The 18,267-nt window shown below is 63.3% G+C and carries 20 protein-coding genes; 8 read left to right on the top strand and 12 right to left on the bottom strand.

Annotated elements, in window-relative coordinates; all coding sequences use genetic code 11:
* Both LH20_RS13055 and LH20_RS13060 read right to left on the bottom strand, forming a co-directional pair.
* Nucleotides 1-984 (bottom strand): acyl-CoA dehydrogenase, encoded by a 984-nt coding sequence (locus tag LH20_RS13055; protein ID WP_053554578.1) that lies wholly within the window; start codon nt 982-984, stop codon nt 1-3.
* A 3-nt stretch (nt 985-987) separates the two neighbouring features.
* Nucleotides 988-2,199 carry an acyl-CoA dehydrogenase family protein gene (locus tag LH20_RS13060; RefSeq protein WP_053554579.1) on the bottom strand — a complete coding sequence of 404 codons (1,212 nt, stop codon included), beginning with the start codon at nt 2,197-2,199 and terminating at the stop codon, nt 988-990.
* A gap of 172 nt (nt 2,200-2,371) precedes the next feature.
* Here LH20_RS13060 and LH20_RS13065 point away from each other — a divergent pair, with 172 nt between their 5' ends.
* Nucleotides 2,372-3,676 (top strand): IS701 family transposase, encoded by a 1,305-nt coding sequence (locus tag LH20_RS13065; protein WP_053552719.1) that lies wholly within the window; start codon nt 2,372-2,374, stop codon nt 3,674-3,676.
* A gap of 42 nt (nt 3,677-3,718) precedes the next feature.
* Here the strand turns inward: LH20_RS13065 and thiL are convergent, their stop codons facing one another.
* The 4 genes from thiL to hisG all read right to left on the bottom strand — a co-directional run bounded on the left by thiL (nt 3,719) and on the right by hisG (nt 7,170).
* On the bottom strand, nt 3,719-4,648 hold the full coding sequence (gene thiL, locus LH20_RS13070; RefSeq protein WP_053554580.1) for a thiamine-phosphate kinase: 930 nt from the start codon (nt 4,646-4,648) through the stop codon (nt 3,719-3,721).
* A 119-nt stretch (nt 4,649-4,767) separates the two neighbouring features.
* The gene (gene nusB, locus LH20_RS13075) at nt 4,768-5,232 is read right to left on the bottom strand and encodes a transcription antitermination factor NusB (RefSeq protein ID WP_053554581.1); all 465 of its coding nucleotides are present in this window, start codon (nt 5,230-5,232) and stop codon (nt 4,768-4,770) included.
* On the bottom strand, nt 5,229-6,527 hold the full coding sequence (gene hisD / locus LH20_RS13080) for a histidinol dehydrogenase (RefSeq protein ID WP_053554582.1): 1,299 nt from the start codon (nt 6,525-6,527) through the stop codon (nt 5,229-5,231). The genes nusB and hisD overlap by 4 nt, the downstream gene beginning before the upstream one ends.
* The gene (gene hisG, locus LH20_RS13085; protein WP_053554583.1) at nt 6,514-7,170 is read right to left on the bottom strand and encodes an ATP phosphoribosyltransferase; all 657 of its coding nucleotides are present in this window, start codon (nt 7,168-7,170) and stop codon (nt 6,514-6,516) included. The genes hisD and hisG overlap by 14 nt, the downstream gene beginning before the upstream one ends.
* A 38-nt stretch (nt 7,171-7,208) precedes the next feature.
* On the opposite strand from hisG, the gene LH20_RS13090 reads away from it, so the two are divergent.
* The 3 genes from LH20_RS13090 (at nt 7,209) to LH20_RS13100 (ending at nt 9,218) form a co-directional block, all read left to right on the top strand.
* A complete protein-coding gene (locus tag LH20_RS13090) occupies nt 7,209-8,294 on the top strand; it encodes a DUF2332 domain-containing protein (RefSeq protein WP_053554584.1) in 1,086 nt (361 codons plus the stop codon).
* A gap of 65 nt (nt 8,295-8,359) precedes the next feature.
* A complete protein-coding gene (locus tag LH20_RS23775) occupies nt 8,360-8,509 on the top strand; it encodes a hypothetical protein (RefSeq protein ID WP_200905380.1) in 150 nt (49 codons plus the stop codon).
* 232 nt (nt 8,510-8,741) lie between these two features.
* Complete coding sequence (locus tag LH20_RS13100) at nt 8,742-9,218, top strand: hypothetical protein (RefSeq protein WP_053554586.1); 477 nt, start codon at nt 8,742-8,744, stop codon at nt 9,216-9,218.
* A 77-nt stretch (nt 9,219-9,295) separates the two neighbouring features.
* Here the strand turns inward: LH20_RS13100 and LH20_RS13105 are convergent, their stop codons facing one another.
* The 5 genes from LH20_RS13105 to LH20_RS24210 form a co-directional block, all read right to left on the bottom strand.
* Nucleotides 9,296-10,879 carry a sulfatase-like hydrolase/transferase gene (locus tag LH20_RS13105; protein WP_053554587.1) on the bottom strand — a complete coding sequence of 528 codons (1,584 nt, stop codon included), beginning with the start codon at nt 10,877-10,879 and terminating at the stop codon, nt 9,296-9,298.
* Between the two features lie 183 nt (nt 10,880-11,062).
* Nucleotides 11,063-11,320 carry a DUF2171 domain-containing protein gene (locus LH20_RS13110; RefSeq protein WP_053554588.1) on the bottom strand — a complete coding sequence of 86 codons (258 nt, stop codon included), beginning with the start codon at nt 11,318-11,320 and terminating at the stop codon, nt 11,063-11,065.
* Nucleotides 11,321-11,456: 136 nt separating this feature from the next.
* The gene (locus tag LH20_RS13115) at nt 11,457-11,786 is read right to left on the bottom strand and encodes a hypothetical protein (RefSeq protein ID WP_053554589.1); all 330 of its coding nucleotides are present in this window, start codon (nt 11,784-11,786) and stop codon (nt 11,457-11,459) included.
* Nucleotides 11,787-11,843: 57 nt separating this feature from the next.
* A complete protein-coding gene (locus LH20_RS13120; RefSeq protein WP_235526974.1) occupies nt 11,844-12,536 on the bottom strand; it encodes a DsbA family oxidoreductase in 693 nt (230 codons plus the stop codon).
* Nucleotides 12,537-12,569: 33 nt separating this feature from the next.
* Nucleotides 12,570-12,704 (bottom strand): hypothetical protein, encoded by a 135-nt coding sequence (locus LH20_RS24210; RefSeq protein WP_268796076.1) that lies wholly within the window; start codon nt 12,702-12,704, stop codon nt 12,570-12,572.
* A 223-nt stretch (nt 12,705-12,927) separates the two neighbouring features.
* Between LH20_RS24210 and LH20_RS13125 the strand changes: the two genes are divergently transcribed.
* A complete protein-coding gene (locus LH20_RS13125) occupies nt 12,928-13,110 on the top strand; it encodes a hypothetical protein (RefSeq protein WP_053554591.1) in 183 nt (60 codons plus the stop codon).
* Nucleotides 13,111-13,274: 164 nt separating this feature from the next.
* Here LH20_RS13125 and LH20_RS13130 read toward each other — a convergent pair whose 3' ends face one another.
* Nucleotides 13,275-14,624: an IS1380 family transposase gene (locus tag LH20_RS13130; protein ID WP_053552723.1), complete on the bottom strand. Its 1,350-nt coding sequence runs from the start codon at nt 14,622-14,624 to the stop codon at nt 13,275-13,277.
* 419 nt (nt 14,625-15,043) lie between these two features.
* On the opposite strand from LH20_RS13130, the gene LH20_RS13135 reads away from it, so the two are divergent.
* From LH20_RS13135 to LH20_RS13140, 3 genes are read left to right on the top strand one after another with little or no spacing between them, the layout of a single operon-like run.
* On the top strand, nt 15,044-16,327 hold the full coding sequence (locus tag LH20_RS13135) for an AAA family ATPase (RefSeq protein WP_083455405.1): 1,284 nt from the start codon (nt 15,044-15,046) through the stop codon (nt 16,325-16,327).
* Nucleotides 16,324-16,971: an RloB family protein gene (locus tag LH20_RS22965; protein WP_083455406.1), complete on the top strand. Its 648-nt coding sequence runs from the start codon at nt 16,324-16,326 to the stop codon at nt 16,969-16,971. Before LH20_RS13135 ends, LH20_RS22965 begins: the two co-directional genes overlap by 4 nt.
* Entirely contained in the window at nt 16,949-18,253 is a 1,305-nt protein-coding gene (locus LH20_RS13140; protein ID WP_053552719.1) for an IS701 family transposase, read from the top strand. The genes LH20_RS22965 and LH20_RS13140 overlap by 23 nt, the downstream gene beginning before the upstream one ends.
* The last annotated feature ends 14 nt before the right edge of the window (nt 18,254-18,267 follow it).

Consider the following 18,267-nt stretch of genomic DNA (forward strand, 5'->3'; position numbering starts at 1 on the left):
CTACCAGCCCGCGAGTTTCGCAGCCCGCGCCCGGTGCTCGGCGGGACTTCCGAGCCAGGCGCGATCGGCCATCGCGCGGCGAAACCAGTAATGGAGACCATATTCCCACGTATAGCCGATGCCGCCATGGGCCGCGACCGCGGCACGGGTCGCACGGACATAGACCTCGCAAAGATGCGCCTTCGCCGCCGCCGCCGCGCGCGGTGCGTCGGGCAGCTCCGCGTCCCATGCATAGGCTGCGTACCAGAGAAGCGCACGGGCAGGCTCGACGTCGAGAGCCATGTGGGCGAGCTGATGCTTCAGCCCTTGAAACCGCCCGATCGGTTGACCGAACTGCTCGCGCTCCTTCGCATAGGCGACACTCATGTCCGTCACCCGCTGCGCGCCGCCGAGTGCATCGGCGGCAACGAGGACCAACGCCGCGTCGGCAAGGCGCGCCGTCATCGGATCAGCAGCGGCAAAGAGGGTCTCGCCCGCGCCTGAGGGAACCTGAACCTTCGACATGGGGCGAGTGCGATCGGCAGCCTTCACAGCTTCGACGGCGACATCGGCCGCGTGAACGAGGCGCACGCCCGAGACACGATCTACAATCAGAAAAAGATCAGCGGCGCGCGCCGAGGGGGCATAGGCGCTGCCGCCGTGGACCAAGGTTGCGACCTTTTCTCCACTTGCCAGCGCGTCGCCTTCGCCGTTTCGGCTCCTTGCTACCGCCGCCGCGGCGAGCAATTGCCCGACAATCGGCCCCGGGGCGGCCGCCTCGCCCGCCATCTCGCAGACAAGCGCGGCTTCGAGCAGACCCATGCCGCTATCGGGCATCAGCATACCGCCGAGGCCGAGCGCCATTAACGCCGACCAGCTCTCAGGATCGAAGTCGCCGTCGCCTTCGGCAAAGGCGTGAATGCGTTCCAGCGGCCAGCTATCGGCCAGCGTCCCGCGTACCGCGTCCTGAATGGCCGTCTGCTCCGCGGTGAGATGGAAATGCATGGCCTAGCGCTCCCCGCTCATCGCAAGATCGCGCGGCAGGCCGAGCCCGCGCTCGCCGACAATATTGCGCTGGATGTTCGAGGCGCCCCCCGCGATCGAGTTTCCAAGGCTGCCCATGATCTGGTCGAGCCATTTTTCCGGCCCGCGCGGTCCGCGAGGACCGCGCCCACCCGCGCCCGGCGGCTCGAGGAATGCATGTTCGCCAATCAGCTCCTGCGCGAGCAACGCCATGTCATGGCCAATCTCGGTGAGCAATAATTTCATCATCAGCGCGATGGGGCCGGGATCCTCGCCAGCCGCGGCGCAGCTGAAGATGCGATAACTCGAATAGCGATGCGAGAGAACGAACCCCTCAATCCGGCCAAGCTGGTCGCGAACGAGAGGATCGTCAATCCGCCCAACTTGCTTGGCAAGCTCAACAAGCTTGGCAAACTGCTTGCCAAGACCGTCGGCGCTGCCGATGCTCGCGCGTTCGTGTTTCAGCGTCGTGCGGCTGACATACCAGCCCTTGCCCCGCTCGCCCACCTGCCAGGATACCGGTGTTTCGGCGTTATCGAAGAAAAATTCGCAAAATGTGTGCTCACCGCCCTCGCCTGTCATCTGGCGGATCGGCCGACGGGTGACGCCGGGCTGGTCGAGATCGATCAGCAGATAGGTGATACCATCGTGCTTCGGCGCGTCGGGCTCGGTGCGAACCAACATGAACATATGGGTCGCTTGCATGCCCTGCGACGTCCAGATTTTCTGGCCATTGATGATCCATTTGCTGCCATCGGCCGACAATTCGCCCTTCGTGCGAACGCTTGCAAGGTCGCTCCCCGCTCCAGGTTCGCTATACCCTTGGCCCCAGATATATTCTCCCTCGACGGTCTTGCGAATGAACAGGTCCTTCTGTTCCTCCGTCCCCTGCTCGAGCAATGTTGGCACGGTCATGTTCATCCCGTTGCCCCCGACTTCCATCGGTGCACGCGCCTGAGCGAACTCCTCGCGGATCACCTGCGCCTTGATGACATCGACCGGTTGCTCAGACCCACCGTAACGCTTCGGAATTGCGCGGTAGAGGTAGCCCTGTTCCGTCGCGAGCATGCGAAAGGCGCGGACGAAGGCCTTGAGGTCAGCGCCGCGCAAGTCCGCCCGCGGGGGCCAGTGGGCCGAGAGGAAAGCTCGCACCTCTGCGCGGAAAGCTTCGGCCGCTTCGCCATAGCTCAGGTCCATCAATTGCTCTCCTTCGTTCGCCGAATCCTATGCCTCAGTTGTATAACTACGTCAAATATGTTGTACCGCCGATGGACCGTGCTAGCACTACTTTGGCAGAAATGTGATTTTTGGGATTCCCAAAAGGAGATTTCCCTGATTCATGGGGAGCCAGCTTTTATGGAGGCTGGCGATGTCAGAGGATTGGCGCAATGATCTTGAGGTTTGGCTGACGCCATTTTTGTCGGCGTTGCGGCACAAGGCGCGGAAGCGTGTGTGCCCGGCCTATATCGCGGGATTGATCGGCCCCGGTGACCGCAAGAGCGTGCAGCCGATGGCGGCTCGTGATGGTGAGTTTGGCTACGACCAACTGCATCATTTCGTCGCGGACGGGGTGTGGGATAGTGCGCCGCTCGAGGCTGTTCTTCTGAAGGAAGCCGATCGTCTGGTTGGAGACGAAGCGGGATATCTGGTCATTGACGATACTGCCTTGCCGAAGAAGGGCCGTCATTCGGTCGGCGTGGCTGCGCAATACGCCTCCTCCCTTGGCAAGACCTCGAACTGCCAATCCCTCGTTTCGGTGACGCTAGCGTCCGGGGAGGTTCCGGTGATGGTGGGCCTGCGGCTCTTTTTGCCTGAAAGCTGGACGGACGACGCCCCCCGCATGGAGCGCGCCCGTGTCCCCCAGGAGCGACAAGTCGCTCGCACAAAGCCGGAGATCGCTATCGAGGAGATCGATCGGGTCATTGCCTCGGGCACTCGGTTCGGCTGCGTTCTAGCCGACGCCGGCTACGGGGCGAGCGGCCCCTTCCGCCAGGCTCTGAGCGAGCGTGGTTTGCGGTGGGCGGTGGGCATGTCACGGCGTCAGAATGTCTATCCGGCAGACACCGGGCTGATCTTTCCCGAGGCAGCAACAGGCAGGCGCCGCAAATATCACGTCCCCGACCGCACCGCCGTTTCTGCCGAAAAGATGCTGGGAGAAGAAAAATGGAAGAAAATCAGCTGGCGACGCGGGACCAAAGGCAAGCTGACCTGTAAATTTGCGGCATGCCGCGTCCGGGTGGCCGATGGCCACAGGCACCGCATGAGTGACGGGCGGGTCCAGGCCATGCCCAGCGAGGAGGAAGTCTGGCTGGTGGGGGAACGGCGCGAAAGCGGAGAGCAAAAATACTATCTCTCGAACTTGCCAGCCGACACGCCGATCAAGGCGCTCGCCGGTGCCATCAAGGCGCGGTGGATCTGCGAGCAGGCGCATCAGCAGCTGAAGGAGGAACTCGGTCTCGACCACTTTGAGGGCCGATCATGGACCGGACTACACCGACACGCGCTGATGACGATGATCGCCTATGCCTTTCTTCAGTCCCGCCGTCTAAGCGCAGCGGGGCGGAAAAAAAAGAAACTCGGGACCGCCGCCGCAACCGACCATGCCTGCCGTCAGGCAGGCGATAATCAACCTCTTCGCAAGACCGCCACCGACGATCTGCCCTCACTGCAATAAACTGGTTACAGCGACCGATCCGAATAATCTGCCAAAGTAGTGCTAGTGCATGAAGCCCAGCCGCTCGGGAAGCGGGACCCGCTGCGCCTTGTGGGTCAGCACGACCCCCTCGCCCACTGCGGTATGACCAAGAAGCGTCACCCGGACGTCGAGCCCTTCGGCGATCTCGCGGATCGCAGCGGCCTCAGCCGGGTCGGCTGCGAAAAGAAGCTGATAATCATCGCCGGCAGTCGCCGCGGCCATCCGCGTGTCGACCACATCGGGGCGGACCGCAAGCAATGCTGCCGACAAGGGCAAGGATTCCAGCATGATGCCGAAGCGGCAGCCGCTCGCCTCTGCCATGCGCCCCGCGTCGATGATGAGGCCGTCGGATATGTCCATCATCGCGTGGACATGGGGCGCGACCGCCTGACCGAAGGTCAGCTGCGGCTGCGGGCGGCGATAGGCGTCGAGGCAGGTTTCATTGGGCTCAACCTCACCAAGCCGCATCGCAAGGCCGACGCCCGCATTGCCGATCGTTCCGGTCACCCAGATCTGGTCGCCGGGCCGCGCGCCGCCGCGCGATGGCGCGCCCTCTTCAGGAGCGCGGCCGATCGCGGTGAGGCCAAAGCTGCGCGGTGCGCCCGCTGGCGCGCGCACCGTATCGCCGCCGAGCAGCAGCAGGCCGAAGCGGCGCAGCGCGATATCGAGACCATCCGCGAAGGCCTTGTCCCATGCCTCGTCGCCCAGGCTGTAGCCGACGAGGACCCCGAGGGGCGCTGCGCCCTTGGCGGCCAGGTCGGAAAGATTCACCGCGACCAGTTTCCACGCGACGTCCTGCGGCTTTTCGTCGGGCAGGAAATGGATGCCCTCGATGATCATGTCGTGGGTGAGGACCAACCCTTCCCAAACCGCGGCATCATCGGCGAGCCCTCGCGCAGCGGGGTCGGTCGCGATACTCCGCAGGCGGGCAATGAAATCGGCTTCGCTCATAGACCCCTCGCGTCGACTGGGAGGCATCTCCTGTCCATCACCTCGCGCCGAACCGAGACACTATCGCGGTCGCCCCAGGCTGGCGGTGACGGCGGGCTTCGAGGATGCGAACGGGCGGGTCAAGCGCTGGTTCCCCGCACGGCCTTGCCGATCGCATCGAGCAGACCATTGGCAAAGCCCGCTTCGCGCGCATCGAAGAAGGCCTTCGCCACATCGACATATTCGCTGACAACCGCGCCCACCGGCACATCTGTGCGGGCGATCAGCTCATAGGCGCCGGCGCGCAGGATTGCCTTCATCGTGCGGTCGAGCCGCTCCATCGTCCAGCCGCTCGCGAGCCGCGCCGTGATCGCCGCGTCAACCTCGTCAGCCCTCGCGATGGCGCCTTTCACGATATCATCGAAGAATGGCACGTCCGCATCGGCATATTCGGCGTCTTCGATAATCGCACCGATGCGGTGCTGGTGGAATTCGTGAATCAGCTGCGCGACGGGCGTATTTTCCATCTCGTGCTGATAGAGGGCCTGCACCGCGGCGAGGCGGGCGGCGGAGCGGGGCTGGGTGCGTTTTGTGTTCTTGCTCATGACTGTTTCAATCTGTTCTGGACGCTGAGCGCATGGGCGGGCAGCCCTTCCGCGGTCGCGAGCGCAACCGCGGCGGGACCGATTGCCGCCAGGGCCCCCTCGTCGAGCGCGAGGAAGCTGGTGCGCTTCATGAAGTCGGTGACCGACAGCCCGCTCGAAAAGCGCGCGCGGCGTCCGGTGGGGAGAACATGGTTCGGCCCGGCTACATAGTCGCCGATCGCCTCGGGCGTCTGGCGGCCAAGGAAAACCGACCCTGCATGACGCACCGCCTTGAAGAGGACGTCGGCCTCGGCCGCGTCCACCGCGAGTTCGAGATGCTCGGGCGCCAGCCGGTCGCAAAGCGGGATCGCGTCGGCGAGCGTCGGAACAACGATGACCGCGCCATTTTCGGCCCAGCTTGCCTGCATCGTCGGCGCGGTGGCTAGCGTCGGGATCACATGCGCAACCGCCGCGGCGACCGCGTCGGCGAAATCGCCGTCGTCGGTGAAGAGGATCGACTGGCTGGTCGGGTCATGCTCGGCCTGGCTCAAGAGGTCGGCGGCAATGACGCGCGGGTCATTTTTCGCGTCGGCGACGACAACGATTTCGCTCGGCCCTGCAACCATGTCGATGCCCACGACACCGTAAAGCTGGCGTTTTGCCTCGGCGACCCAGGCGTTGCCGGGGCCGGTGATGACATCGACCGGCGCAATCCGCCTCGTGCCATAGGCGAGCGCCGCGATCGCCTGCGCTCCCCCGATCCGCCAGATTTCGTCGACCCCGCCGATATGCGCGGCTGCCATGACAACGGGATTGACCGCGCCATCGGGCGTTGGCGTGACCATGACGATACGCTCGACCCCTGCGACCTTGGCCGGGAGAATGTTCATCAAGACCGAAGAGGGATAGGCGGCGCGCCCGCCGGGCACATAAACACCCGCTGCATCAACCGCGCGCCAGCGTGCGCCGAGCCGGGCGCCCACCGCGTCACGATAGTCGCGGTCCTCGGGTCGCTGCGCGGCGTGATAGGCGCGGATGCGCTCGGCCGCGAGATCGAGCGCGGCGCGAAGCGCGGGGTCGAGCGCCTCATAGGCCGCGGCACATTCTTCCAGCGAGATGCTCCAGCCTTTTGCATCGAGATCGAAGCGGTCGAACCGCGCGGTATAGTCGGCGAGCGCCGCATCGCCCTTGGCCTTCACCCGCGCAATGATCTCGGCGACGTCGGCCGAAACGTCGGACGCGCTCTCGCGCCGGTCGTTTACCAGCGCGTCGAAGGCGGCCGCAAATCCAGGGTCCGAGGCGTCAAGCCGGCGCATGCCCAACCGCCTGCCGGAATGTCTCGACCAGTGCGGGCACTTCGGCCGAATGCAGCTTGAAGGCCGCGCGATTGACGATCAATCGCGCGGACACCTCGCTGATCACCGTCTGCTCGGCGAGCGCATTCTCGACCAGCGTGCGCCCCGTCGAAACCAGATCGACAATATGCGAGGCGAGCCCGAGCTTCGGCGCAATTTCCATCGCGCCGTTGAGTTTGATGCATTCGGCCTGAATGCCCTGCCCCTCGAACCAGCGGCGCGTGGTCGAGGGATATTTGGTCGCAACGCGGATATGGCTCTCGCCCAGCCCCGGCGGCGCGCTTCCTTGGGGTCCCGCGAGCGACAGGCGGCAATGGCCGATGCCGAGGTCGACGGGTGCGTAAAGCTCCGAATAATCGAACTCGTCAACGACATCCGACCCGACGATCCCGAGCTGCGCCGCGCCATGGGCAACAAAGGTTGCAACGTCGAAGGCGCGCACGCGGATCAGGGAGATATGCGGCTGGTTCGTCCCGAACACGAGGGCGCGGCTCCTGGGATCGAAGAAATCCGGCGCAGGCTCGATCCCGACGCGCGCGAGCAGCGGCAGCGCCTCGTCGAGGATTCGTCCTTTTGGGATAGCAAAGATGATCGGTTCGGGCATAAACGCCGTGCCTTTAAGCGGCAGCGGGAGAAAGGGCAATGAGCGAGCGCTATCAGTTTGTCGACATGGCAAAAACCGGCCCCGACGCCGTGCGCACCGCTTTTTCGAACCAGGTCGCCTATTGCCGCGCCGCCGACGCGCCGGTGACGGCGCGGATCGTCGCAGCAGCAGCCAGCCTTCTCGACAAGCCCGCCACCGACTTCGCGCGGCAGATCGCCGAATGGCCGGGCGCGCCGCTTGCCGACGCCCTGCCGCTGCGGGTAGCCGGCGGGCTCCACGCGCTTCACCTCACGGGCTCCGCGCCCGAGCTTGCGCCCATCTACGCCAATGCCGACGATATCAATGACGCCGCGATCGTCGCCGGCGTCGTTAGCCGGCACGAGACGGCCCTTCTCCCCTGGCTCGGCGGCCCGCCGCAGACCAACGAGGCGGGGCGCTCGGCCAATTTCATCGCGGCGATGCTTTGGCTTGCCGACCAGGGCTTGCCACCGCGCTTCCAATGCCTCGAAATCGGATCGAGCGCGGGGATCAACCTGATGCTCGGACGCTATCATTATGATCTTGCAGGAGTCGAGGTGGGGCCGGAGCCCGGCGTGATGACCTTTGCCCCCGAGTGGCGCGGCGCGCGCCCGCCGCACCACCCCATTGCAATTGCGAGCACGCGGGGCTGCGACATTGCGCCTGTAGATCTCGCCAATCCTCAAGAGGCGCTGCGGCTCAAGGCCTATATCTGGCCCGAGCATCATGTCCGCTTCGGCCGTATCGAGGCGGCGATCGCAGCGGCCAGGGCCGTCCCGCCCGATCTGGTGCGGATGAACGCGGCCGATTTTGTCGAGACCGAGCTTGCAAAGCCGCAGGCCGAAGGGACGACGCGCGTGCTCATGCACTCGATTGTCTGGCAATATGTGCCCGATGATGAGCAGGCGCGGGTGACCCGGGCGATGGAGAGTGCGGGGGCGAGCGCCACCTGCGAGCGGCCGCTCGCCTGGATCTCGCTCGAGGCGAACCGCACGCTGCACCGGCACGAGATGAGCGTGCGATACTGGCCCGGCGGCGGCGAACCGGTGTTACTGGGGAGCGCGCATCCCCACGGGGCCTGGGTCGAATGGACCGCGCCCTCATGATGCGTCTCTCGATTTTGGGTATCGAGCCCAGCCATGCTATGCTGCGCGCGGAAAGGAGAATGCCCATGCAGGCCGTAACCGAAGGCGACCGCCGCAAGGAACTCGCCGTCCTCCTCGACCAGATCCAGGCGCATCCGGAGCGTGACTGGACCCGCGAGCGGCAGCGGATCGCAACGCTCAACAAGCTGATTGCGCCCACCCGAAAACCGCACTGACGGCTCGAGGACACAAAGGCTGCAGGCGGCTCGCTGCGATCGCGCCCGAAAGCCTAATGCGTATTCCGGCGGCGGTTCGCCGCATCTGAGCGTCTGCCCACCGCGTTGACGCGCAGGCTCCGGGAACGCGCGGACCTTCTGTTCGTAATCCCCTCATTCGGCCGCTCGCGCGGGATCCTTGCCGCGCGGGCGGCTGCTTTGAAATCCAAGGGGGAACAGCAGGAGACACATCATGCGCAAGACCCTCATCCTTTTCGCGGCCAGCGCCGCTGCGGTGGCCACGCCCGCCCTCGCCCAGCTTGACACCGGCGTAGTCGGGCAAGTTGGCGGCACGGTTGATCCCGGGCGCGTTGCCGGCGACGTTGTCGGCGATGTGACGCAGCCCGTCGGCGGCGTCGTCGATCAGGTCGACCAGACCGCAAATGACGCGCTCGACAGCGCCGACCTCAAGCTCGCGGCCCGCGAGGAAGTGCGCGCGGGCGCGAATGTGACCGATTCCAAGGGCAACAGCATCGGGACGGTGCAAAGCATTGACGGCGACAACGCCGTGGTGGTGAGCGATGGCAAACTCTACAATGTTCCGCTTTCGGCTCTGTACAGCCACGCCGAAGGCACCGCGCACGGTCTTGTGACCAAGCTGCCCAAGGCCGAGTTCGAGGCGCGCGGCGCAGCCGGCGCCGAAACAGACGCTGCGAACCCCGGTCGCTGACCGAACGAGCCCCTGCGCGGCCATCCCCCCCCCGGCCGCGCATGAAGGCGCCGGAGCCCCCAACGGCTCCGGCGCCTTCACTCCATACCCGGAAAGCGCTTTGCGGCGTGCACCTCCACTTCGTCCCCGGCCCTTAGCGGAATCACCGCACGTCCAAACCAGACGTAGCGCGCGCTAGGCTGCGTCAGGTCATTGTCGTAACGCGCTGCGACCACAGCCTTGTCATATCCCATCCATCCAAGCGTTGCCGGCAGGATCTGGCTTGCCGAATGTCCCCCGCGCGGCGCCTCGGCATAGGCCTCGGCGAAGCGCGCGGGAAGAAAGGCGAGCAGCGGCACACGAAACTCGTCTGCCACGGGCTCGCGGCTGCAGTGCGGCAAGGCGCCCGGCGTCAGATTCTGCCCGTGGTCCGAGGTATAGACAATGGCGACGTCCCGGCGGTCGACCCCGGCGAGCAGCCGTGCGAAGAAGCGCCGCTTCGACCAGGCAAGTGCGGTCGCATATTGGCGTGCGGCGGGCGCGTCGGCGGGAATTGTCCCCAGCGGATAATGGTCGCGGTACTGGAAATGCACCCCGCGCAGCACCGCGTAGCTGAACGTCCGCCCCGGGCGCTTGATCTCGGCGTTCAGCCGGTCGGCAATCTGAAGGTCGGTGTCGATCCCCCCTTTCATCGAGAGGGCAGTGTCAATCAGGGCGCGCTCGGGCGGCAGCAGCAGATTTTGCGGCGCCCCGCTCGTCTGCCCGTCGATCAGCAGCGTGCGGTAGCCCGCCGCGTGGGCGTAGCCCCAGATCGAGGGCGTACGCCGCAAATCGGTTTTGGGGCCGGCGCGGCGCACATCGACGCCCGATCGCAGCGCGACATGCGCGGGGGCGGAGCAATTGGCCATCGAAGCTGCCACCCCGAAATCGAGATGAGGTACATTAGTGATCAGCGGCGCGATGATGCGCTCGAACGGCGCCTGCGCAACGCTCTCGTCGATCACCCAGACGATATGGCGCGGCGCGAGCGCGGCCCCCTCGCTCGTCGGCCGGAGCGCAGGCGCCGCGCGCGGCGGCGGCGCTTCGGCGGTCACAATATCCCAGCCAAGGCCGTAAAGATTGCGCTCGGCGCTTTCGGGCCAGAGGCCAAGAAGGCGCGTTGCAAGCCAAGGGACAATGAGCAGGATCAGGAGGGCGGGCAGTGCGCGCCGCGAGGCCGGAAGCCATCCGCTCCGCCGTGCGAGCACCCGCGCGGCCGCGAGCAGCGCCAGCGCCAGCGCCGCCTGCACGCCGGCAAGGAGCAGCGGCGCGCCAAATTCGCCAGCTGCGGCCCCCGCCTGCCGCGCTTCGGCCAGCATCCAGCCGAGCGTTGCGGCGTCGAGCGGCGCCCCGACCACCTGCCCATAGCCGAGGTTGACGAGGATCGATGCGCCCGCAAGCGCGAGGAGCGCGGTGAACCAGCGCCGGGGGAAGAGCAACGTCGCGGCGAGCAGCAGCGCGGCTTGCGCGGCGAGGAACGCGAAGGCCGACGCGGCGCTTGCCGCGTCGCCGGCGGCGAGACGGTAAAGTACCGAATGGACGAGCTGAAAGCGGTTGGCGAGCGCGAAACCGGCAGCAAAGAGCAACACGGCCGCGGCCATTCGTATCCCGCCGCCGCGCACCGCACGGCGGTCCTCGCTCATCCCCGCATCCCTCATCGAAGAAGGCCATAGCGGGAGAGGGTTGAAAAAGCACGAAGCGATCGCGAGGACCTTGCGCGCTTCCCAAAGGAAAATGGCCCGCCCCGGGGGGTGGGGACGGGCCAGTTTCAGTGCCGGAGCGCCCGATTGCGCATCCAGCCCTCTGATTATCTCGTCAAACTCTCGTCAGCCTTCTTCCTCGAAGAGGTCGGCAGCGTTGGCGGCGCTTGCCGAGAGCCGCACCGTGTCACCATCCACCGAGGCGACTAGCCCGGCGGGCAGATAATGGTGCCGCGCCCCTTCGCCATCCCCGGCCTGTGGGCTGTCGCTCTTGGTGAGCTTGATCCGCTCGCCGTCGAGATGGTCGACGGTGCCGATGTGAACACCGTCCGCGCCCACCACCTTCATATTTTCCTTGATCGCGCTGTGGTCATGCTCGGCCATGGTCTCTCTCCTTGCCGCCCGCGCGTCTCGCCGCGCGAGCTCTTCATCATACGCGCCAGATCGCGTTCTGCTCCCACGCTCCCCGACGAGCCGGGTCAAATTGTCGCCGGCCTTTCCCCTTCAAACGATCCTCGTATCAGGGCGCCCCTCGGGGTTCATCGTCGTCGATCCCGCCGGGGCCGAGTTCGCCTTCCTCATCGTCATCGCTGCGCTCGCCTCGATAGGCGTCCATGTCGATCCGCCCCGACCGCTCCATCTGGCGCATATGGTCCACAAGATCCTGGCTGTCGTCGCCCGGCCCCTGCGAGGGCGTCTTGTCGCTGTCACCTAGCCTGCGGCCGCTTTGCGCGTCCTCGGCAACGCTTTGCCCCTGGTTCTCGTCGTCGCGCTGCTCGCGGTTGACCGCCTCGGGCGCGCCGGGGTCGCGGGCATCGCTCGCGGGGGATGGAGAAATTGTCTCGTTCATGGCCGGCTCCTTCAGGATGGATACCGGTTCAACGCGCGGCTTCGCGCCGCTGTTCCTTCAGGCAGCGTCGGCGAGCACCTTGCGCTCGATCACGCGGATGAAGGCCTCGGGTTCCTGCGCCCCGGGGATCAGCATCCGACCGCCCAGAATGAAGGCGGGAACGCCGGTTATATTCTGGTCAGCCCAATAAGCCTCTTCGGTGCGCACCATTTCGGCAAAGTCGCCCGAGGCAAGGATTGCCGCTGCGCGGTCGGCGGCGAGCCCCACCGACGCAGCAACGTCAGCCAGAACATCATGATCGCTCACATCGCGATTGTCCGTAAAATGGGCACGAAAGAGCGCAAGCTTGAGCGCGGTCTGCACACCGGTTGGACCTGCCTGAGTGGGCTCCTCGAGGGCTCCTGCCCAGGTCAACAGGCGATGCGCATCGAAGCTGTTGCGCATTCTGAAACCCGGTCGGCGGTTGAAGGCGAAATCGAGATCGGCGGCGATTCTCGCCAGGCGGTCGCGGTTCGCCCGGCTCTGATCCGGCGTGATGCCATATTTTCGGATCACATGTTCCACTGCGTCCTCTCCCCCGGGCGGCATGTCGGGATTGAGTTCGAAAGGATGCCACTGGACCCGAAAATCGAGCCGTCCCGCAAAATGCGCGATGACCTTTTCAAACTTCAGCCAGCCGATGATGCACCATGGGCACATCACGTCGGACACGATGTCGACCGAGAGCAAGGGACGGGGCGACCGGGCCACGGCAATTCTCCTTCGCGCGCGGTGCCCGATTGATCAGCTCGTGCGACGATCCTTGCCGCTTCGCCGCTCGCCCTTGCGGCGTTCGCTGCCCTTGTAATCGGGAGCATCGCTGGCACGCCGTTCGCCCGATCGCCGATCGGGACCGTTTCGTTTTTCCTCGTCGGACATCCTTGTTTCCTTTCCACCACAAAGGAACGGGAAGCGACCTTGCGGGGAGTTACTCACATAATTGTCGAAAACACAAGCATCGGCGGATGAAAATCGTGCCCTGCAGGGCGCCTTCATGACGCAGCGAAGCCGCGCGCTCGCACGCGCAACTGGACAGCCTTTTTCAGCTATTGCGACGGCCTCGTCCCGGATGGATCGGCCGGGAGAGACAAGGTGAGGGAACTTGGGGGAACCATACACCCCACACGGCTTCCATTCGTCGTTCCGCGATTGGGTCAGCGAAGAGACGAACCACCCGAGCGAAATCGCCGAAGCCGCCCTCGCGCATACCTTCGCGAACAAGACCGAAGCCGCCTATCGGCGCGAAAACCTCCCAGAGAAGCGCCGGGCGATGATGGCCATCTAGCCGCTCTTATTCGTGACGATGTTGTTCTTGGGGAAGATCAATCGTTGGCGGCAGCGGGCGTTTGAGCAGGCCGAGTGCCTCCGCTGCGTCTTTCATCGCGTGGGATCGAGAGGCTTGCGGGTTTGATGGAGGGGCTCGGACGTTCAGCGGCACGGCCGCACTGGCTATGTCGGGGCGGGCCTGAGGGCGGCGGCGATGATCCGGAACAGGGCGGCGTCGGGACAGGCGGAAGCGAAGGCGACCCGGATGCGGGAGGCGGTCTCGATGACGCGTGCGGCGACTTTGAGGAGCCGCAGGCGCAGGGTCGCGAACTCAGCGTTGGCAAGCGCGGCTGCCTTGGGGATGGCCTGCTGGATGCGCCACATCAGCCAGAATGCGGCGGTGTGCAGGATCAGCCGCATCTGATTGGCGTTGGCTGATCGGCATGACGTGCGATCGCTGGCGAGCTGGGCCTTGTGCAACTTGATGAGGTTTTCGGCCTGGCCGCGGGCGCAGTAGAGTGTGTCGTAGATGTGCTCGGCCGAGCCCTGCTCGAGCGAGGTGACGACGTAGCGGATATCCATGCCGAGCGTGCTGGCCTCGATCCGGGCGACGACACGGCGCTGGCATTTCCAGCTTTTCGCCCCGTAGCGGGTCTGGGCATAATTTCGCAGGACCACGTGCTGTTCCTCGGCCCGCTTGACCGCGCAGGCATCGGCAATCTTCACGATCTGTGGATCGGCGCGCAGCACAGCGTTGGTGGGCAGGCCGAAGACATAATCGATGCCCTGTGCCTCGCAGAAGTTCATGACCTCGGGTCTGCCGTAGTGGCCGTCGCCCCGGATCGTGATGTGGGTCGTGGGCCAGTGCCTCTGGATCTGCCGCACCAGGCGACGGATATGGCCCGCGGCCTCCGCGCCGCTCGGCGTCTTGCCGGTGCGCAGCAGCATGGCGACCGGCCGCCCCGTTGCCGTGTCGTAGACGTGGATCGGCAGGAAACAGCGCTCACCGTGATGCCCGTTCCAGAACGATAACTGCTGGTAGCCGTGCACGACATCGCAGGTGTCATCGATGTCCAGCGTCACCGCCTCGGGCGGGGATGGATAACTGGCGCAGTAGATGTCGACCATCGCGGCCATCATGCGGGCCAGCTCGCGCGTGGTGGGTGCGTTTTCCCAGCGGCTCATCGTCGGTTGGCTGGCAAGGCCCGCGCCCGAACCCGGTAGCTTGCCCAGCGCCAGGCGGAAGCCGGGATCGTCACGCAGGGCGTCGAGGTCGTCGGCGTCCTCGTAGCCGCAGGCAATCGCCAGAACCCGAGCCCGCAGAATGTCATCCAGCTTGTGGACCACCCGCGAAGGATCGCGCCGATCGGCGATGCAGGTGGCCAGCTGCCTGCAGATGTCCATCTCGCGCTCGGCCTGCGCCAATAGCAGAACCCCGCCGTCCGACGTGATGCGACCGCCGTCGAAGGCAGCCGTGACTTTCTTGCGTTGGACCGCTGGGAATCGAAATGAGCTTGAGGTAACGTCGGTCATGGCGGGTGTAGCCTATGGCAATTTCTGTCCCGGAGCAGGGACGGCTTAGACACCCAATTTCTTACTTCAGAACAGAGCTTTACGCTACTCCCGCCTACCGCTCAGACACCCCTTGGTGCATAAGAGCGGCTAGGCCGCTCACTGCGAAAAAGTAGGCCAGAAACGAGTAATATGCAGGACAGTTTTGAAAGCCTGTTATGAACTGACGGCTTTTCGGCGGGACGCGCAAGGTTTGCTGCCAAGCTGAAACCTGATTGCAATCCGACGTCCTTTGGCCAGGTCCAGCACCATCCGCGGGTTGTCTGATCGCGCACACCGCCGCAAAAATTGAACTATCATTGAATTTTCTGGTCAATTTGGTAGAATATTCACCTAAGTCGGGTATAAATTCACCATTACGCTGACTCGGGAGTGCAAAAATGTTGTTGAGATTCCGCGCCAAGAATTACCTTTCCTTGGCCGACACCGAGGAAATCTCGCTCGTCGCTTCTAGTCTCAAAGGTCCAGAGTGCAGCTTAGTGCCCATTCCCGGGACTGACCTTTCTGCTTTGCCGAGCGCGATAATCTACGGCGCAAATGCATCGGGAAAAACAAACTTCTTGAAAGCCTTCAACTTCCTGAAACGCGCCATTCTTCAATCTCACACGCGCGGCAATCCCGAGGGGGGAGTGCCCCGGGTCCCGTTCAGGCTCAATCCTGATCATGCTTCAGATACGACAATGCTCGAAGCTGAATTCGTGGTCGAAGGCATTCGGCTACAATACGGCTTTGAATGCGATGACGACGCGTTCACCGCCGAATGGCTTTATGCCTACCCAGAAGGCAAACGGCGGCGATTGTTCGAGCGAACCGGAAATAAGGTTGAGTTTGGCTCTCACTTTAAGGGACCGAAGAAGATTCTCGTCGATCTCATGCGACCTAACAGCTTGTTCATTTCGACCGCAACGCAGAACGATCACGAGGAATTAAGCCATATCGTCGGCTTTTTCCGGCGGACCCGATTCAGTATGAATGTCGCGGTAGCTAAGGAATTGATCAATAACGCCTTCAAAGAAGATCAAGTGGACCCGAGAACGATTGAGTTTTTGAAATCGATCGGCACCGGAATCACAGGATTCAGGCAAACGGATATCGAAATCCCTGAGTCAGTTCGGATGCTGACAAAGGAGTTCGTTGCTATTGCTCGCAAGCATATGGGAGAATCAGCCTCCATGGATGACGAACATCCGGATCGTTCCCGTGATGTCGCAATTGAATTTGCTCATTCCAGCATCTCTGGGGAGCCATGCTACTTTGGTCTCGAACGTGAAAGCTCAGGGACGAGACGGCTCGTTCTTATGATGAATATCGTATTTAAGGCACTCGATGAAGGAAATCTTGTCGTAATTGACGAACTCGATGCTAGTCTTCATACGTTCGCTGCTGCGCAGATTATGGCGCTTTTCGAAAATCCGAAGATTAATCGGAAAGGCGCTCAGCTGATCGCCACGACGCACGATACAAACTTGCTAAGCCTATCGAGATTGCGTCGTGACCAGATTTGGTTTTGTGAAAAAGATGACGCGGGCGCGTCGCATCTTTTCCCATTGTCCGATATCAAGTCGAGGCCGACCGACAATTTCGAGCAAGGATACCTTGAAGGCCGTTATGGTGCGATCCCACATGCGAGTGACCTCGTAACGCTGTTTGAAGCCCGGCAATGAGGCAGCGCAGATCCCTCCGACGCGCCACTCCCAAACGCGCACCCAAAAAGAAGTTCATTATCTATAGCGAGGGAAAAAACACCGAGCCGCAATATTTCCAAGCTGTTCGTCGCAACCTTTTGGGTGCGCTGGTAGACTTGGAGGTAATTGACGCGGCGGGCGTTCCGATGACGATTGCCGAAAAAGCTTGCGAGCGCGCAACAACTATGAGGCGCGGCCGAGGACGGAGGTCCTCCTTCGAAGAAGGCGATCAGGTTTGGGCAGTCTTTGATCGTGATGAGCACCCGAAGGTGCCCGAAGCGATTGAAAAATGCCATGCATCGAGTGTGCAGGTAGCGTTTTCGGATCCATGCTTTGAAGTCTGGCTCTTACTTCATTTCGACAACTTCGACCGTCCGGACGACCGACGTCAGGTTCAGGCAGCGCTGGCAAAAATATGCGATGATTATGATCCAAAAGGAAAGAAATCGGCAGATTTTAGCAAATTGATGCCAAAGGTCGAAGACGCAGAAAAACGAGCTGAGGCACAACTAGCACTACTTTGGCAGAAATGTGATTTTTGGGATTCCCAAAAGGAGATTTCCCTGATTCATGGGGAGCCAGCTTTTATGGAGGCTGGCGATGTCAGAGGATTGGCGCAATGATCTTGAGGTTTGGCTGACGCCATTTTTGTCGGCGTTGCGGCACAAGGCGCGGAAGCGTGTGTGCCCGGCCTATATCGCGGGATTGATCGGCCCCGGTGACCGCAAGAGCGTGCAGCCGATGGCGGCTCGTGATGGTGAGTTTGGCTACGACCAACTGCATCATTTCGTCGCGGACGGGGTGTGGGATAGTGCGCCGCTCGAGGCTGTTCTTCTGAAGGAAGCCGATCGTCTGGTTGGAGACGAAGCGGGATATCTGGTCATTGACGATACTGCCTTGCCGAAGAAGGGCCGTCATTCGGTCGGCGTGGCTGCGCAATACGCCTCCTCCCTTGGCAAGACCTCGAACTGCCAATCCCTCGTTTCGGTGACGCTAGCGTCCGGGGAGGTTCCGGTGATGGTGGGCCTGCGGCTCTTTTTGCCTGAAAGCTGGACGGACGACGCCCCCCGCATGGAGCGCGCCCGTGTCCCCCAGGAGCGACAAGTCGCTCGCACAAAGCCGGAGATCGCTATCGAGGAGATCGATCGGGTCATTGCCTCGGGCACTCGGTTCGGCTGCGTTCTAGCCGACGCCGGCTACGGGGCGAGCGGCCCCTTCCGCCAGGCTCTGAGCGAGCGTGGTTTGCGGTGGGCGGTGGGCATGTCACGGCGTCAGAATGTCTATCCGGCAGACACCGGGCTGATCTTTCCCGAGGCAGCAACAGGCAGGCGCCGCAAATATCACGTCCCCGACCGCACCGCCGTTTCTGCCGAAAAGATGCTGGGAGAAGAAAAATGGAAGAAAATCAGCTGGCGACGCGGGACCAAAGGCAAGCTGACCTGTAAATTTGCGGCATGCCGCGTCCGGGTGGCCGATGGCCACAGGCACCGCATGAGTGACGGGCGGGTCCAGGCCATGCCCAGCGAGGAGGAAGTCTGGCTGGTGGGGGAACGGCGCGAAAGCGGAGAGCAAAAATACTATCTCTCGAACTTGCCAGCCGACACGCCGATCAAGGCGCTCGCCGGTGCCATCAAGGCGCGGTGGATCTGCGAGCAGGCGCATCAGCAGCTGAAGGAGGAACTCGGTCTCGACCACTTTGAGGGCCGATCATGGACCGGACTACACCGACACGCGCTGATGACGATGATCGCCTATGCCTTTCTTCAGTCCCGCCGTCTAAGCGCAGCGGGGCGGAAAAAAAAGAAACTCGGGACCGCCGCCGCAACCGACCATGCCTGCCGTCAGGCAGGCGATAATCAACCTCTTCGCAAGACCGCCACCGACGATCTGCCCTCACTGCAATAAACTGGTTACAGCGA

Origin of the sequence: Sphingopyxis sp. 113P3, from assembly GCF_001278035.1 — a bacterium.
Taxonomy (GTDB): Bacteria; Pseudomonadota; Alphaproteobacteria; order Sphingomonadales; family Sphingomonadaceae; genus Sphingopyxis.

Coding starts and splice junctions, on each gene's coding strand:
- LH20_RS13055 (WP_053554578.1), bottom strand. CDS start 984: ATGCATTTCCATCTCACCGCGGAGCAGACGGCCATTCAGGACGCGGTA.
- LH20_RS24210 (WP_268796076.1), bottom strand. CDS start 12,704: ATGTCCGACGAGGAAAAACGAAACGGTCCCGATCGGCGATCGGGCGAA.
- LH20_RS13060 (WP_053554579.1), bottom strand. CDS start 2,199: ATGGACCTGAGCTATGGCGAAGCGGCCGAAGCTTTCCGCGCAGAGGTG.
- LH20_RS13110 (WP_053554588.1), bottom strand. CDS start 11,320: ATGGCCGAGCATGACCACAGCGCGATCAAGGAAAATATGAAGGTGGTG.
- hisG (WP_053554583.1), bottom strand. CDS start 7,170: ATGCCCGAACCGATCATCTTTGCTATCCCAAAAGGACGAATCCTCGAC.
- LH20_RS22965 (WP_083455406.1), top strand. CDS start 16,324: ATGAGGCAGCGCAGATCCCTCCGACGCGCCACTCCCAAACGCGCACCC.
- LH20_RS23775 (WP_200905380.1), top strand. CDS start 8,360: ATGCAGGCCGTAACCGAAGGCGACCGCCGCAAGGAACTCGCCGTCCTC.
- LH20_RS13135 (WP_083455405.1), top strand. CDS start 15,044: ATGTTGTTGAGATTCCGCGCCAAGAATTACCTTTCCTTGGCCGACACC.
- thiL (WP_053554580.1), bottom strand. CDS start 4,648: ATGAGCGAAGCCGATTTCATTGCCCGCCTGCGGAGTATCGCGACCGAC.
- nusB (WP_053554581.1), bottom strand. CDS start 5,232: ATGAGCAAGAACACAAAACGCACCCAGCCCCGCTCCGCCGCCCGCCTC.
- LH20_RS13090 (WP_053554584.1), top strand. CDS start 7,209: ATGAGCGAGCGCTATCAGTTTGTCGACATGGCAAAAACCGGCCCCGAC.
- LH20_RS13140 (WP_053552719.1), top strand. CDS start 16,949: ATGTCAGAGGATTGGCGCAATGATCTTGAGGTTTGGCTGACGCCATTT.
- hisD (WP_053554582.1), bottom strand. CDS start 6,527: ATGCGCCGGCTTGACGCCTCGGACCCTGGATTTGCGGCCGCCTTCGAC.
- LH20_RS13065 (WP_053552719.1), top strand. CDS start 2,372: ATGTCAGAGGATTGGCGCAATGATCTTGAGGTTTGGCTGACGCCATTT.
- LH20_RS13130 (WP_053552723.1), bottom strand. CDS start 14,624: ATGACCGACGTTACCTCAAGCTCATTTCGATTCCCAGCGGTCCAACGC.
- LH20_RS13115 (WP_053554589.1), bottom strand. CDS start 11,786: ATGAACGAGACAATTTCTCCATCCCCCGCGAGCGATGCCCGCGACCCC.
- LH20_RS13100 (WP_053554586.1), top strand. CDS start 8,742: ATGCGCAAGACCCTCATCCTTTTCGCGGCCAGCGCCGCTGCGGTGGCC.
- LH20_RS13105 (WP_053554587.1), bottom strand. CDS start 10,879: ATGAGCGAGGACCGCCGTGCGGTGCGCGGCGGCGGGATACGAATGGCC.